11 protein-coding genes are annotated in these 14559 nt (G+C 69.8%); 6 read left to right on the top strand and 5 right to left on the bottom strand.

The window, feature by feature from the left end; translation table 11 throughout:
* Positions 1–12: 12 nt before the first annotated feature.
* Positions 13–402 (bottom strand): DUF2721 domain-containing protein, encoded by a 390-nt coding sequence (locus tag IPK27_02610; GenBank protein ID MBK8066546.1) that lies wholly within the window; start codon positions 400–402, stop codon positions 13–15.
* A 521-nt stretch (positions 403–923) separates the two neighbouring features.
* Between IPK27_02610 and IPK27_02605 the strand changes: the two genes are divergently transcribed.
* The 3 genes from IPK27_02605 to IPK27_02595 are packed head-to-tail and all read left to right on the top strand — an operon-like array spanning position 924 to position 3809.
* The gene (locus IPK27_02605) at positions 924–1901 is read left to right on the top strand and encodes an NAD(P)-dependent alcohol dehydrogenase (GenBank protein MBK8066545.1); all 978 of its coding nucleotides are present in this window, start codon (positions 924–926) and stop codon (positions 1899–1901) included.
* 22 nt (positions 1902–1923) lie between these two features.
* A complete protein-coding gene (locus IPK27_02600; protein MBK8066544.1) occupies positions 1924–3039 on the top strand; it encodes a histidine kinase in 1116 nt (371 codons plus the stop codon).
* Entirely contained in the window at positions 3036–3809 is a 774-nt protein-coding gene (locus IPK27_02595; GenBank protein ID MBK8066543.1) for a response regulator transcription factor, read from the top strand. The genes IPK27_02600 and IPK27_02595 overlap by 4 nt, the downstream gene beginning before the upstream one ends.
* A 312-nt stretch (positions 3810–4121) precedes the next feature.
* Here the strand turns inward: IPK27_02595 and IPK27_02590 are convergent, their stop codons facing one another.
* Positions 4122–7391 (bottom strand): PD40 domain-containing protein, encoded by a 3270-nt coding sequence (locus tag IPK27_02590; GenBank protein ID MBK8066542.1) that lies wholly within the window; start codon positions 7389–7391, stop codon positions 4122–4124.
* 385 nt (positions 7392–7776) lie between these two features.
* On the opposite strand from IPK27_02590, the gene IPK27_02585 reads away from it, so the two are divergent.
* Together IPK27_02585 and solA are read left to right on the top strand one after the other, a co-directional pair.
* Complete coding sequence (locus tag IPK27_02585; protein MBK8066541.1) at positions 7777–9318, top strand: amidase; 1542 nt, start codon at positions 7777–7779, stop codon at positions 9316–9318.
* Positions 9315–10451: an N-methyl-L-tryptophan oxidase gene (gene solA, locus IPK27_02580; protein MBK8066540.1), complete on the top strand. Its 1137-nt coding sequence runs from the start codon at positions 9315–9317 to the stop codon at positions 10449–10451. Before IPK27_02585 ends, solA begins: the two co-directional genes overlap by 4 nt.
* A 6-nt stretch (positions 10452–10457) precedes the next feature.
* On the opposite strand, the gene IPK27_02575 is transcribed toward solA, so the two are convergent.
* Positions 10458–11510, bottom strand: a complete 1053-nt coding sequence (locus IPK27_02575; GenBank protein ID MBK8066539.1) for a sensor domain-containing diguanylate cyclase — start codon at positions 11508–11510, stop codon at positions 10458–10460.
* Positions 11511–11645: 135 nt separating this feature from the next.
* Between IPK27_02575 and IPK27_02570 the strand changes: the two genes are divergently transcribed.
* Positions 11646–12068 carry a hypothetical protein gene (locus IPK27_02570; protein ID MBK8066538.1) on the top strand — a complete coding sequence of 141 codons (423 nt, stop codon included), beginning with the start codon at positions 11646–11648 and terminating at the stop codon, positions 12066–12068.
* A 15-nt stretch (positions 12069–12083) separates the two neighbouring features.
* On the opposite strand, the gene IPK27_02565 is transcribed toward IPK27_02570, so the two are convergent.
* Both IPK27_02565 and IPK27_02560 read right to left on the bottom strand, forming a co-directional pair.
* Complete coding sequence (locus IPK27_02565) at positions 12084–12785, bottom strand: rRNA pseudouridine synthase (protein ID MBK8066537.1); 702 nt, start codon at positions 12783–12785, stop codon at positions 12084–12086.
* Between the two features lie 4 nt (positions 12786–12789).
* Positions 12790–14556 carry an anion permease gene (locus IPK27_02560; GenBank protein MBK8066536.1) on the bottom strand — a complete coding sequence of 589 codons (1767 nt, stop codon included), beginning with the start codon at positions 14554–14556 and terminating at the stop codon, positions 12790–12792.
* Positions 14557–14559: the final 3 nt, after the last annotated feature.

Below are 14559 nucleotides of genomic sequence, written 5' to 3'. Positions count from 1 at the left end.
GCTCCGGGCGTCTCAGCGCTGTTCCAGATCCTTCAAGTGCAGGTTCAGCGCAACCGCCGACAGCTGGATCTCGCGCACCGACAAGCCCAGCGACGCCAGCAGGAGCAGCAGCGCGACAGCGAACACCAGCTTGCCGACCAGCACCAGGCCGGCGAACAGCAGGAACATGCAGAGCACGCAGAAGAACAGGCTGAGCACGCCCACCGCCTGCATCTGGCGGATCAGTTCCACCCGGTGGCGCAGGCTGGCGAGTTCCTCGTGGTACTGCGCCTGTCCGCCCTTGATCTGCGCGTGCAACTGGCGGATCACCGCCGCCACCGCGAGGAAGCGGTTGGTGTAGGCGAGCAGCAGCAGCGAGATCGCCGGAAACAGCAGGGCCGGGGTGGTCAAGGTGAGTTCCATGGGCGCTCCGATTGCCTGGCGTGATTGTAGGAGTTCGTGCTCCCTGGCCGGCGCGATTGTTCGCTGATCGAACCGTGTCGCCAGGATGTGACCTGTATTTCCAGACGCAAAGGACGCAATGGAGATCAAACGCGATCAGGCGCGATGGCGTGCTCGGATGTCTCCGGCATTTGCTGGCTTTGCGTCCTTTGCGTCCCTTGCGTACTCAATCACAGGGTCGTTTTTCCGCCCAGAAAGAACGTGCCTTGAGTTCTCGCTCGTTGCACGCCGGACTGGTCGTGCCCGGCCCGCGCCCCGTCGCATCCATCCGTCGCCCGTCGCACGCCGCTGGCTGCCCGCGCGGGTCGTTGCGCATCCTGCTGGCAACCAAAGCAATCCAGGAGCACAAGATGGCGATTCGTTGGCGCAGGTGGCTGGCAGGCAGCGCGGGGCTGGCGGCAGTCGGGGTGGTGGCGGGCATGCTGGTGCTGAGCCACGACTCGCCCTGCGGCGAGGCGCCTGGGGTGGGCGGGGGCGAGACCATGCAGGCGGTTTCCTACCGCTGCTACGGTTCGCCGGACGTGCTGCGGCTGGAAACCCTGCCCAAGCCGGTGCCGGGCGCGGGCGAGGTGCTGGTGCGGGTGCATGCGGCCAGCGTCAATCCGGTCGACAAGCACTATCTCTACGGCACGCCCTACGTGGTACGGCTGTCCGCCGGAATCGGCGCGCCGACGGTGGCCGGCTTCGGCACCGATTTCGCCGGCACGGTGGAGGCCCTCGGTCCGGACGTCACCCGGTTCCAGGTGGGCGATGCGGTGTTCGGTGTCGCCGATGGTGCCGTCGGGGAATACCTGGTGCGTCGCGCCGAGGGCGCCATCGCGCGCAAGCCCGAGGCGCTGAGCTTCGACGAGGCCGCGGCGATGCCGGTGGCGGCCATCACCGCGTTGCAGGCGCTGCGCGACAAGGCGAAGGTGGCGCCGGGCCATAAGGTGCTGATCAACGGCGCCTCGGGCGGTGTCGGCACCTTCGCGGTGCAGATCGCCAAGGCGCTCGGCGCCGAGGTCACGGGCGTGTGCTCCACGCGCAATGTCGAACTGGTGCGCTCGCTCGGTGCGGACCACGTGATCGACTACACCCAGGAGGATTTCACTGAGGGCCAGGCGCGCTTCGACGCGATCATCGACATGGTCGGCAATCACGGGATTGGCGCGCTGACCGACGTGATCGTGCCCGATGGGGTGCTGGTCCGGGTCGGGTCGACCTCCTACAACCGATGGCTGCAGCCCTTCGCATCGATGGCGGTGGTGGCGGTGCAGTCGGTGCTGCGCAGCCAGCGCATCGTGGGCATCCTCGCCTCGATCCAGCCGGCGGACCTGGAGCAACTGGCGGAACTAGCCGCCGCCGGCAAACTGCGCCCGGTGATCGACCGGCGCTACCCGATGGCGCAAACCGCGGACGCGGTGCGCTACCTCGAGACCGGCCGCGCGCGTGGCAAGATCATCATCGACATCGGCGGCTGAGCAGGACGCCCCAGCCGGCAGAATGCGGACTGATCCTGGAGACCATGCACCCGTGACGCAGCCCATCGCCCGCAATCTTGCGCCCTTGTGGAGCACCCTGTTCGGCTGGCAGCGCCTGCTGGTCGCCGCAGGGGCCGCGGCGGCGGTGTTCCTGGTGCTGGCGCAGGGCTGGAAGTCCGAGCTTTCGATCCTGGGCCTGCGGATCGCGACTGCCGCCGTCGCCGCACTGCTCGCTTTTGGCCTGGTCGAGCGCTGGCCGGCGCGGCTACCGCAGTGGTTGGCGCGCTGGCCGCTGCAACTGCTGGCGGTGGGGCTGGTATTGCCGCTGGTGAACCTCGCGTACTACATCGGCTCCACCCCGGCGGGCGCGCCGCCGTTCTGGGAAGAGCAGGACCGGTTGATCGGCTTCTGGTCGCTGACCGTGCTGGAAGTGATCGTTGCGCCGTGGGTGGCGCTGGGTGCGCTGGTGCGCCAGAAGGAAGCGCTGGTGCAGCACCAGGCACTGCAGTTCGCGCTGGAGCGCAGCCAGCTCGAACGCAGCGCGCTGGATGCGCGCCTGCGCCTGCTGCAGGCGCAGGTGGAGCCACACTTCCTGTTCAACACGCTGGCCAATGTGCGCACGCTGGTGGACGTGGGCTCGCCCAAGGCGGCGCAGGTGCTCGACCGGCTCATCGCCTACCTGCACGCCGCGGTGCCGCGACTGCAGCGCGCCAGCAGCACCCTCGGCGAGGAACTGGAACTGGTGCGCGCCTACCTCGATGTGATGCAGCTGCGCATGCCGGACCGCCTGGCGTTCTCGGTCCAGGCCGATCCCGGTTGCCTGGGCCTGGAATGCCCGCCGACCGCGCTGCTGACGCTGGCCGAGAACGCGGTGCGCCATGGCATCGATCCGGGCGAGGAGGGCGGACGTATCGACATCGACGTGCGCATGGACGGCGCGCGCTGCGTCGCGCGGGTCGCCGACACCGGCGTGGGCCTCGGTGGCGGCAGCGGCATCGGCCACGGCAGCGGGCTGATGGCGCTGCGCGAGCGCCTGCAACTCGCGTTCAAGGGCGAGGCCGAGCTGCGCATCGCTTCGCGCGAGCCGCACGGGGTGGTCGCCGAACTGCACCTGCCGCTCACAGGAATGCGTGCATGAGCGTGTCCGTGCTGGTCGTCGACGACGAACCCCTGCTGCGCGAGGCGCTGGCGTTGCAGCTGGCCGAGGCCTGGCCGGAGGCGCAGGTGGTGGCCAGCGCGCGCAACGGGCGCGAGGCGCTGGAGCTGTTCGAACGCCACCAGCCCATCGTGTGCTTCCTCGATGTGCAGATGCCGGGGATGTCGGGTGTCGAGGTGGCGCGGCGCATCGGCGCGCGTGCGCACATCGTCTTCGTTACCGCCTACGATCGCTATGCGGTGGAGGCCTTTGCTGCGGGCGTGCTCGATTACCTGGTCAAGCCGGTCGCGCGCGAGCGGCTGGCAATGACCGTCGCGCGCCTGCGTGAGCGCCTCGCCGGAAGCGTGGCCTCCTCCGCCACCGAAGCGCTGCTGGCGCAGCTTGCGGCGCGCCTGGAACGTCCCGCGACGGCCACCCTGCGCTGGATCCGCTCCACCGTCGGCAGCACCACGCGGCTGATCGCGGTCGACGACATCGATTACCTGCGCTCGGACGAGAAATACACCCTGGTCGGCTGGCGCGGCGACGATGGCCGTCCCGCGGAGGCAATCGTGCGCACGCCGCTGAAGGAGTTGCTCGCACAACTCGACCCCGTCGAGTTCGTCCAGGTGCACCGCGCCGCCGCGGTGCGCCTCGGCGCCATCGACCACCTGGTGCGCCACGACAACGAGACCGCCACCATCCACCTCAAGCGCGGCAGCCAGACCCTGCCGGTCAGCCGCAGTTACCTCGGGCAGTTCCGGCAGATGTGAGGGCGGTTGCGAGAGAAGCGGGGAAAGGGGTAGGGGGCAGGGGCCGAGCAGTACGCCGCTGCCTGACCCTGCGTTGTGGTGCGTCCCTTGCCCCCTTCCCCTCGCCCCGCGTTCCGGGGCTGGGAAGGGCCAGAGGCTGAACCCCGCGGCGCTGCCTGGCCGTGCGCTGTGGCGGGTCCCTTGCCCCCTTCCCCTCGCCCCGCTCTCAGGGACTGAGAAGGGCCGGAGGCTGAACCCCACGTCGCTGCCTGGCCGTGCGCTGTGGCGGGTCCCTTGCCCCTTTCCCCTTGCCCCGCTCCTGCTTGCCTGCCCTCAGCGCGACCCATCGTGCCCCGGCACCCCGCGCGGCGGAATTGGCTGAGTCGCAGGCTGGGTCACCGGCGCCTCGGCAAATCGCTTCTTCAGGTAGTCGATGGCCGCCTGCAACTGGGCGTCGCCGCCGGTGGCGGTGGCGTAGGGCGGGTTGTCGACCTCGATATCGGGCGCCACACCCTGAACTTCGATGAGCCAGCGGCCCTTTGCGTCGAACTGGCCGAACTCGGCGACGCGCGCGATGCCGCCATCGACCAGGCTGTTGCGATCCGATAGCCAGATGCCGGCGCCGCTGGTGCGCTTGCCGATCACCGGCGCGAGCCCCAGTGCCTTGATCCCGGCGGCAAAGGTCTCGCCGTCGGAGTAGGTAAACTGGTCCGAAAGCACCGCGAGGTGGCCGCGATAGCTCTGCTGCTGGTTCCATTGCGGAACCGTGCCCGGCGGATGCCAGTAGGCCCAGGCGCGGCGCATCAATCGGTCGATCACCCAGGAATCGATGTTGCCGCCGCGGTTGCGGCGCACGTCGACGATCAACCCGTCGCGGTCCAGCTGGGCGTAGAAGTCGCGCACGAAGGCGGCCATGTCGCCCGCCGTCATCGCGCGCAGGTGGAGGTAACCGATGCGCCCGCCGGAGGCCTTGGCCACCGCCTCGGCGCGGCCTTGGACCCAGTCGAGGTAACGCAGCGCGGCGTCGCGGTCGGCCGGCACCGGCACCACCACCGTGCGATGGGCCGCGGCGCTGCCGCGCTGCAGTGTCAGCAGCACCTGCTGGCCAGCCTGCTGGCGCAGCGCGCGGGCCACGTCGCCGGCGCTGCGCACCGCGCGGCCGTTGATCGCCAGCAGGCGGTCGCCTTCCTGCGCCTCCACGCCCGGCTGCTGCAGCGGCGCGCATTCGGCCGGCAATTCCGGATCGGTGCGATAGATGTGCTCGATCCGCACGCCGGCGTCGTCCACCGCCAGGCGTGCGCCGAGGAAGGCGGTGACCGGCGCCTCGGCGTCTTTGCGCAACTCGGCGCCGCGCACCTGCGAGTGGAGGATGCCGTGCTCGGCCGAGAGCTGCGCCAGCAAATCGTCGAGGTCGGCGCGGTCGGCGACGCGCGGCAGCAGCGTCGCAAAGCGCAGGCGCAGGGCATCCCAATCGGCGCCGCGCATCGCCGGGTCGAAGGAGAACTGGCGGTGCATGCGCCAGGCGTCGACGAACATCTGGCGCCATTCGGCCTGCGGATCGATCTCGAAGCTCCAGTCGGCGATCCGCACCTGCGCCGCGTCCGGCTTGTCCGGGAGCTTGGCAGCGCTGTCGCCGAGCAGGATCTCGCCGATGCCCGATCCATCCGCACCGGAGCGGACGATCAACATGCGCTTGCCATCCGCCGACAGCGCGAAGTCGCGCACGTTCTCGGCCAGCGGCTCGACTTTCGGCGCTTCCGCAGCGTAGGCCAGGCTGGCCAGCCGCGGTTGCGCGCGCGCGCCGGCGTCGCGCTCCAGCAGGTACAGGCGCTCGGCGTGCGCGAGCAGGGCGTAGTAGTTGCCGCCCGGCACCGGCACGTCGTACAGGCGCTCGCGCAGGCCGGCGAGATCGATCGCCGGAAGCGCCGGCTTGGCGTCCTTCGCCGGCTCCTGTGCCGCCGGCATCAGTTCGTCGCGCGGCGCGAACGGGAAGCGTAGGCCGGGTTGCAGCGCCAGCGCGTAGATCCGCGCGCGCTTGTCGAACATCGGCCCGGTGTTGCGGTCGCCCCAGGGCGCGCCCGGCGTCGGCTCGAAATTGCGGTTGGACAGGAAGTACAGCCAGCGCCCATCCGGGGTGAAGGCCGGCGCGAAGGACTCGTAGCGGTCGCTGGTCAGGGTCTGCGCTTTGCCGCCGGCCACCGGCAGCAGCACGATCTGGCTGCGCTGCTGCGCGGTGTCCGGGCGCGCCAGCGCGAGGTACTTGCCGTCGGGCGACCAGACCACCGCCGCGTAGGGATCGTCGCGACCGAACTCGGCCTGTTCCAGCACCCGGTTGCTGCCTTTCTCGAGGTCCAGCAAGGAGAGCCGGCCCTGCTTGTCGTCGTGCGCCAGCCAGCGCCCGTCCGGAGACGGGTACAGGCGCCAGCGATGCACCGACTCGTCCGCCACCAGGCGCTTGCCCGGGCCGCTGCCATCGGCCGGGAAGGACCAGATCTCGCTCTTGCCGTCATGGTCGAGGATCGCGATCACGCGGCTGCCGTCGAAGCCCGGCACCGCCTCGCGGATGCGCGCCTCGCCGGGCACGGCGAGGTCGATCCGCCGCCGCTTGCCGGTGCTCGCGAGCGTGGCGCGGCCGCGCGCCACCACTGCCACGGTATCGCCGGCCGGCGCGATGCGCACGGTTTCGGCGAAGGCCAGCGGCGTCTTGATCCAGCGCGGCAGGCGCTGCTCGAAGTCGGAAACGAGCTGGATCGGGATCGGCGCGTCGCGGCCGCTCGCGATGTCATACAGGCGCAAGTCGGCGGCGAGCTGGTAGACGATCCGCCCGGCGTCCAGGCTGGGCGAGCGCACATCGAAGTCGCTGTGCGCGGTGAGCGCCTTGCGCTCGCTGCCGTCCTCGGACAGCGACCACAAGTTGGGCCGGCCTGAGGCGTCGGCAAGCGCGTAAACGCGGCCCTGCCACCACATCGGGCGCGAGACATTGGCATTCCAGTCGGCCGCCAGCGCGCGTGCCTCGGCCGACTTGCCAGTGTCAAAGGCGTACAGCCGCGCCATCGCGCCGCCGCGGTAATCGAGCGCGTTGTCGGTGCTGATGTGCAGGCCGAAGCGGGTGAACCACAGGCGCTCGCCGCTCGCGTCGAAACTGCCCTGGTTGGCGTCCGCCAGCGGCAGATCGCGGCTGCGTCCGCTGGCCGGATCCACCAGGCGCAGCACGCGGTAGTGGGTGGGGCCGACCGCCGCGTCGCTGGCGTACATCAGCTCGCCCGCGGGCGTATAGCCCTGCAGCGCGATGCGCCCGCCGTCGAAGCTGAGCTGGCGCGGGGTGCCGCCGGCCAACGGCATCACGTAGACCTCCGGTGCGCCGTCGTAACTCGCCACGAAGGCCACCTCGCGGCCGTCCGGCGACAGCGCGGGCTGGCCCTCCTGCGCCGGGTGCGTCGTCAGCCGGCGCGCGCTGCCGCCGCTGACCGGCGCCGTCCACAGATCGCCCTCGGCGACGAATACGACGGTCTCGCCGCGCAGCGCGGGCTCGCGGTACCAGGCATCGCCGGCGCTGGCTGAGCTGCTGGCGGCGAGCAGGCACACGAGTGCGGAACGGATCATCGGCGCGGCTCCGGATCAGGGCGAGTCGCGGAGTCTCGCCGGTCGCGCGGCAAAGGCAAGTGCCGGAGGTCGCGGGTGCGCCCGGGAAGTGAATGAGAAGCAGATTGGTCCGCAAAGGACGCAAAGGACGCAAAGAGAGCAAAAAGAGAGGGGGCAGGGCGACCTGAGCGCAACGGACTTCCGGGTCCCCGGCCAACCGCCTGATCTGTTGGCTTTCCTTTGCGTCCTTCGCGTCCTTTGCGGACAAAAATCTCTTCCCTGCCTCTCCAGCCCGTCCGCCGGATCTGCGCCCGCGAGGCCGCGCACCCGAACGAGCATGTTTTCGATTGGCGCAGGGGTTGAAAGCCCATATCGTCGCCGGATCGGACGCAATCGGGAACCCGGCATGAGCTCGCGCATCGTTGTCATCGTGTCGCTGCTGCTGGCGATCGCGCAGCCCGTCGCGGGTGCGGACCTCGACGAGCTCGACGTTGCCGGGGCGCAGCAGCGGATGGCGGCGGGCGAGCTGAGCAGCCGCGAACTGGTGCGGCATTACCTCGCGCGGATCGAGCGCTACGACGATGCCGGCCCGCGGATCAACGCGCTGATCGCGCTCGATCCCACCGCGCTGGCCCAGGCGCGTGCGCTGGACGCCGAGCGCGCGGCTGGAAAGGTGCGCGGGCCGCTGCACGGCGTGCCGGTGCTGCTCAAGGACAACATCGATACCGCCGACCTGCCGACCACGGCGGGCTCGCTGGCGCTGGCGGGCCACCGGCCGCCGCGCGATGCCACCATCGTCACCCGGCTGCGTGGGGCCGGCGCGGTGATCCTCGGCAAGACCAACCTCAGCGAGTGGGCCAACTTCCGCTCGACCCGGTCCAGCAGCGGCTGGAGCAGCGCCGGCGGACAGACGCGCAATCCGCATGACCCTGCGCGCAATCCCTGCGGTTCCAGTTCCGGCACTGGGGCGGCCATCGCGGCGGATTTCGCGCTGGTGGGCGTGGGCACCGAGACCGACGGCTCGATCGTCTGCCCGTCGGGCGCCAACGGCCTGGTCGGGATCAAACCGACCGTCGGCCTGGTCAGCCGCGCCGGCATCATCCCGATCTCGGCCAGCCAGGACACCGCCGGCCCGATGGCGCGCAGCGTCGCCGACGCCGCGGCCCTGCTGACGGTGCTGGCCGGCTCCGACGCCGCCGATCCCGCCACCGCGCAGGCAGACCGCCACCGCGCCGATTACACCGCCGGGCTGGCAACGGCCAGCCTGCGCGGCGTGCGCATCGGCGTGCTGCGCCAGGAGTTCGGCTTCCACCCGGAGGTCGATGCGCTGATGGAACGCCAGTTGGCGCTGCTGCGCGAGGCCGGCGCCGTGCTGGTCGATCCGGTCGCGATCGACACCCAGGGGATTGGCGCCGCCGAGTTCGAGGTGCTGCTGTACGAGTTCAAGGACGGCCTCAACCGTTACCTCCAGGACAGCCGCGCGCCGGTCGCGTCGCTGGCGGCACTGATCGAGTTCAACACCGCACACGCCGAGACGGTGATGCCGTGGTTCGGCCAGGAACTGCTGCTGCAGTCGCAGGCCAAGGGCCCGCTGGGCGAACGCGCCTACTGCCAGGCGCAGCAGCGCGCCCGCCGACTGGCCGGCCCGCAGGGTATCGACGCCGCACTGAAAAAACACCGGCTGGACGCGCTGCTGGCCCCGACCAACGGCCCGGCCTGGGTCACCGACCATGTCAACGGCGACCATTTCGGCGGCGGCAGCTCCACCCTGGCGGCGGTCGCCGGCTATCCCAACGTGACGGTGCCGGCGGGCCTGGTGCATGGCCTGCCCGTGGGTGTTTCCTTCTTCGGCGCCGCCTGGAGCGAGGCCAGGCTGATCTCCATCGCGCACGCCTTCGAGCAGGCCAGCCGCGCGCGCCGGGCGCCGGTGCTGAGCGACGCGCCATGAGCGCTCTCGCGCCCGACATCCTGGTCATGGGCCTGGGCGCGATGGGCAGCGCCACGCTGATGCACGCTGCAGGGCAGGGTGCGACGGTGCTCGGCATCGACCGCCACGCGCCGCCGCACACCCACGGATCCACCCACGGTGAGAGCCGGATCACCCGGCTGGCAGTGGGCGAGGGTGCCGAATACGTGCCGCTGGTGCGGCGTTCCCACATGCTCTGGCGCGAACTGGAATCGCAAAGCGGCGAATCGTTGTACCGCGCCTGCGGCGGCCTGGTGATGGGCAGCGGCGAGGCCAGCCCGATGCACGGCCAGCGCAATTTCTTCGACAGTACGGTCGCGGTGGCCCGGGCCCACGGCATCGCCCACGAGCTGCTGGATGCGGCCGGCATCGCCGCGCGCTGGCCGCAGTTCGGCCTTTGCGGCAACGAGCGCGGCTATTTCGAGCCCGAAGCCGGCTACCTGCGCCCGGAGGCCTGCGTCGCCGCGCAACTCGCGCAGGCACAGGCCCGCGGGGCACAGATCCACACCGGCGAACGCCTCCTGGGCTGGCGCCAGGAGGCGGGCGGCATGGTGATCGAGACCGACCGTGCGACTTACCACCCCGGCACTGCGGTCTTCTGTCTCGGCGCCTGGCTGCCGGGCATCGTCCCGGCGCCGGCGCTGCGGGTCACGCGCCAGGTGCTGCACTGGTTCGATGCCGACGCGCGCGAGGACTATCGCGAGGATCGCTTCCCGATCTTCATCTGGAACTGGGGGCCGGGCGAGGGCGAGGTCTATTACGGCTTCCCGGATCTGGGCGGCGGGGTCAAGGTGGCGACCGAAGCGCACGCGGACTGCGATCCGGATGCTGTGGACCGTGTGGTCAGCGACGCGCAGACCGATGCGATGTACCAGCGGCATGTGCGGGACCGCCTGCGTGGCGTCCAGCCGCGCAGCCTGCGCGCCGCCACCTGCCTCTACACCGAGGCGCCCGGCGCGCGCTTCTGGATCGATCGCCTGCCGGGCAGCGGTCCGATCGTGGTCTCGGCCTGCTCCGGCCACGGCTTCAAACACTCGGCGGCGGTGGGGGAGGCGGTGGCGGATTGGGCACTGAGGGGCGCCAGGCCCGCTGTGCTGGCGCCATTTTCGGCCTGATGCAGGTCAATCGTTGCCGCTCACGTGATTGCGTCCGGCGCCCTTGGCGGCATACAGCGCGGCGTCGCAGCGGGTGATCAGCGATTGCGCATCCTCGCCCGGGCGCAAGCGCGCGGCGCCGATGCTGATGGTCACGCGGCCCAGCGGTGCGCGGGCATGTGGCAGGGCGCGTGCCTCGATCATCGCGCGTAACTGCTCCGCCCGATCCATCGCCGCGACTGCATCGGCGCCGGTCAGGATCACGGTGAACTCCTCGCCGCCGTAGCGCGCTGCACGCTGCTCACCCACATCGAACAGTCCGGCAGTCAACGCGCCCAACACGCGCAGGCAGGCGTCGCCAGCGGGATGGCCGTAGTGGTCGTTGTAGGCTTTGAAATGATCGACATCGAACAGCAACAGGGCCAGTGGCTGGTCGTCCGTCCGCGTGCGTGCCATGCGTTCGCGCAAGCGCTCGTCGAACCAACGGCGGTTGCCGAGGCCGGTCAGGCTGTCGCGCCGGGCAATGCCGTCGAGGGTGCGATAGGCCGACTGCAGCTGCGCATGCGCGCGCTGCAATTCCGCATGCAGTCGGGCAGCTCGCAACACGCCCGCGATCTGGTCGGCGACCGTTTCCAGCAGCGCGCGCTGGCCGCGAAATGCGCCGACTGCGCGGCTCTCCGCATTCAGCACCGCAAGCACTTCACCACGATGGACCACCGGTACGCACAACTCTGATCCGGTGCCGTTCAGGGTGTCGATGACCTCCGGGTGATTGCGCGCATCCTCGATGTCGAAGGTCTGGCCAGTGGCGGCGCAGCGGCCGACCACCCCGCTGCCGAGCGCACGCCGGTAGCCGACCTTGACCTCGCTCTCCAGTTCACCCGCGACAGCTTCGCAGACAAAACTCCCGTCCGCTTGATCGATGGTGGCGCAGGCAACGAACTCCCAGCCGTACTCCACCTTCAGGGTGTCGACGATCCGCTGCAGCATCGGCCGCAGCTCCAGATCCTCGATGGCAATGCGCGCAATCCGGTTGACCGTGGCAAGTTGCTGGGCGGATCGCTGCTCGACCTGGGGCATGGGGTCTTTGTCCGGAGCCGGATTCCAGCGCTATGCCGGCGAACGGGCGTCTGGATGCGGCAAACCGACGAGCGGTCGTGAGTCCATCGTCGCCCGCATGCTCGTATGATCCGCCGCCTTGTGCAGGAGTATTCCATGAGCGAACTGCTGGCGCCGGTGTCCTACGGCGAACTGATCGACAAGATCAGCATTCTTCAGATCAAGGCCGAGCGCATCGCCGATGCGGCCAAGGTGGCGAACGTGCGTCGGGAGCTGGATGCATTGCTGGCCACCTGGAGCGCGCATCCGGCCAGCCGCCTCCAGCCCATCGACGACCTATGGGAAGGGCTGCGCAAGATCAACGGTGAGCTGTGGGACATCGAAGACCGGATCCGCGACAAGGAGCGCGCGGGCCTGTTCGACGCCGAGTTCATCGAACTGGCGCGCGCGGTCTATTTCACCAACGATGTGCGCGCGAAACTCAAGCGCGATCTCAACACCCGCCTGGGGTCGGCCCTGGTGGAAGAGAAGTCGTACGCAAACTACGAGCGCACCGACGGCGCGGCGCCGCAGGTCTGATCCGGCCCGGGCGATTCAACCGATACGCGCCAGGTCCGCGTCATCCAGTGCGCGCACCGCGCCCTTTGCCAGGTCGCCCAATGCCAGCCCGCCGATGGCCACCCGCACCAGCCGCAGCGTGCGCAGGCCGTGCGCCTCGAGCAGGCGCCGGATCTGGCGGTTGCGGCCCTCGTCCAGGGTGATTGCGAGCCAGGCGTTGCGCTGGCCGTGGCGCAGCAGCTGCACATCGACCGCACCCAGGCGCTCACCGCGGTCAACGGCGCCGGCACGCAAGGCGGCCAGCAGTGCCTCGTCCGGCACGCGGTCGACCTGCACGTGGTAGGTCTTGTGCAGCGCATGCGTCGGATCGGTGATGCGCGCCGCCCATTCGGGATCGTTGGCGAGCAGCAGCAGGCCTTCGCTGGCCTGATCCAGGCGACCCACGGGCGCCACCCACGGCAGGTCGAGTCCTTCGAGGCAGCGGTAGACGGTGTCGCGCCCGCGCTCGTCGGCGGCGGTGGTCACCAGGCCGCGCGGCTTGTTGAGCATCAGGTAGACCCGGCGCGGCGGCGCGAGCGGCTGGCCGTCGATCTCGATCCGGGCACTGGCGGGAAACGAGCGCTCCGGATCGCCGACCACGCGTCCGTCCACCCGTACGCGGCCCTCGCGCACGCGGCGCTCCGCCTCGCTGCGCGAGCAGATGCCGAGTTTTGAAAGCGTACGTGCCAGGCCCGGCATTGCGTCAGAACGGCCAGATGCGCGGGATCAGCGCCACCGAGACGACGAAGAACAGCAGGTTCAGCGGGATGCCCACGCGCAGGAAATCGCGGAAGCGGTAACCGCCGGCGTTGTAAACCATCAAATTGGTCTGGTAGCCGACCGGGGTGGAGAAACTGGTCGATGCGGCGAACATCACGGCCATCAGGAAGGGCATCGGATCCACGTCCAGCGCGCGCGCCAGCGAGATCGCGATCGGCGCCAGCAGCACCGCGGTGCCGTTGTTGCTCATGAACTCGGTCAGCAGTGCGGTAGTCAGGTAAACCATCGCCAGCGCCATCCATGGTGTGTCGGTCGAGGTCAGCGACACCAGTTGCCCGACCAGCAGGCTGGCGAGGCCGCTCTTGTCCATCGCCAGGCCCAGCGGAATCATCGCCGCCAGCACCGCCACCACGCGCCAGTGGATCGCCGCATAGGCCTCCTCCAGCGTCAGCACGCGGGTCATCACCATCAGCAGGATGCCGGCCAGCGAACCGATTGCGATCGGCACCAGGTCGAGCGCTGCGCTACCGATGACAGCAATCGCGATTGCCATCGCTGCGCGCCCCTGGCGGGTGGCGGCAGGACGCGCCGAACGTTCGACCAGGATCAGATCGCCCTCGCGGCGCAGGTCCGGCAACTCGTCCCGCCGCACCAGCAGCAACAGCGCATCGCCCACCGCCACGGTCACGCTGCCGAGCTTCTCGCGGATCGAGGTGCCGCGCCGGTGCAGCGCCAGCACCAGCGCGTTCTGGTGCAGGTGCATGCGCAGCCGCGCGATGGTGTCGCCAGCGAAGCGCGAATCGGGCGGGATCAGCGCTTCGACCACTTCGATGTCGCCGCTCTCCAGCAACTCCAGCTTGGGCTGGTAGTGCGGGGTCATGGTCAGACCGAGCGACTCGCGCAGGGCGAACAGATTCTGCGCCGGGCCCTGCACCAGCAACAGATCATCCGGCTTCAGCTTGAGGTCGGCGGGCGCCAGCACCTTCGCCTCGCCGCGCAGCACTTCGATGATGCGCACGCCGTGGCGCAGTTCCACCTCGCTGGTGCGCAGCGACTGGCCGGCGCATTTGCTGCCGAGGTCTACGCGCAACTCCGCCAGGTAGTCGGTCAGTCCGTATTGCGTCATCACTTCCGCGCTGCGCCGGGACGGCAGCAGAAAGGGTGCGACGACCAGCAGGTAGGCCACGCCGACCACAAACAGGATCACGCCCAGTGGCGTCGGCGTGAACATGCCGAGCGCCGTCATGCCCGAAGATACCGCGAGCGAGGACACCAGCAGGTTGGTCGAGGTGCCGATCAGGGTACACACGCCGCCGAACTGGGTGGCGTAGGACAGCGGGATCAGCAGCTTCGATGGCGAGATCTTGTTGCGCTCGGCCGCCTCCAGGATCAGCGGCAGGAACACCGCCACCGCCGCCGTGTTGTTGATGAAGGCCGACACTGGGCCGGCGGTCATCGTGGTCAGCACCGACAGTCGGAAGCGGGTGGTGCCGAAGCGCAGCAGGAAGCGACCGATGCGCCCCAGCGCGCCGCTGCGCATCAATCCGGCGCTGAGTACGAACATGCAGGCCACCGTGACCGTGGCCTCGTTGGCGAAGCCGCTCAAGGCCTCGCGCACATTGAGAATGCCGCTCAGGGTGAGCGCCAGCAGAGCGGCCAGCGCGATGCCCTCGGTCGGATAGCGGTCCTGGATGAAGCCGACCATCGCGGCCACCAGCACCAGCAACACGATGAAGGCGTCCAGGGTCATTGC

Source organism: Rhodanobacteraceae bacterium (genome assembly GCA_016713135.1).
GTDB lineage: Bacteria > Pseudomonadota > Gammaproteobacteria > Xanthomonadales > SZUA-5 > JADKFD01.
Note: the sequence above shows the minus strand (reverse complement) of the source record. Positions and strands in the feature narration are given on the sequence as shown.

What these genes read in the sequence shown, in the direction of transcription:
- IPK27_02570 (MBK8066538.1), top strand. Translation starts at nt 11,646, where the DNA reads ATGAGCGAACTGCTGGCGCCGGTGTCCTACGGCGAACTGATCGACAAG.
- IPK27_02560 (MBK8066536.1), bottom strand. Translation starts at nt 14,556, where the DNA reads ATGACCCTGGACGCCTTCATCGTGTTGCTGGTGCTGGTGGCCGCGATG.
- IPK27_02605 (MBK8066545.1), top strand. Translation starts at nt 924, where the DNA reads ATGCAGGCGGTTTCCTACCGCTGCTACGGTTCGCCGGACGTGCTGCGG.
- IPK27_02565 (MBK8066537.1), bottom strand. Translation starts at nt 12,785, where the DNA reads ATGCCGGGCCTGGCACGTACGCTTTCAAAACTCGGCATCTGCTCGCGC.
- IPK27_02595 (MBK8066543.1), top strand. Translation starts at nt 3,036, where the DNA reads ATGAGCGTGTCCGTGCTGGTCGTCGACGACGAACCCCTGCTGCGCGAG.
- IPK27_02590 (MBK8066542.1), bottom strand. Translation starts at nt 7,391, where the DNA reads ATGATCCGTTCCGCACTCGTGTGCCTGCTCGCCGCCAGCAGCTCAGCC.
- IPK27_02610 (MBK8066546.1), bottom strand. Translation starts at nt 402, where the DNA reads ATGGAACTCACCTTGACCACCCCGGCCCTGCTGTTTCCGGCGATCTCG.
- IPK27_02585 (MBK8066541.1), top strand. Translation starts at nt 7,777, where the DNA reads ATGAGCTCGCGCATCGTTGTCATCGTGTCGCTGCTGCTGGCGATCGCG.
- solA (MBK8066540.1), top strand. Translation starts at nt 9,315, where the DNA reads ATGAGCGCTCTCGCGCCCGACATCCTGGTCATGGGCCTGGGCGCGATG.
- IPK27_02600 (MBK8066544.1), top strand. Translation starts at nt 1,924, where the DNA reads ATGCGGACTGATCCTGGAGACCATGCACCCGTGACGCAGCCCATCGCC.
- IPK27_02575 (MBK8066539.1), bottom strand. Translation starts at nt 11,510, where the DNA reads ATGCCCCAGGTCGAGCAGCGATCCGCCCAGCAACTTGCCACGGTCAAC.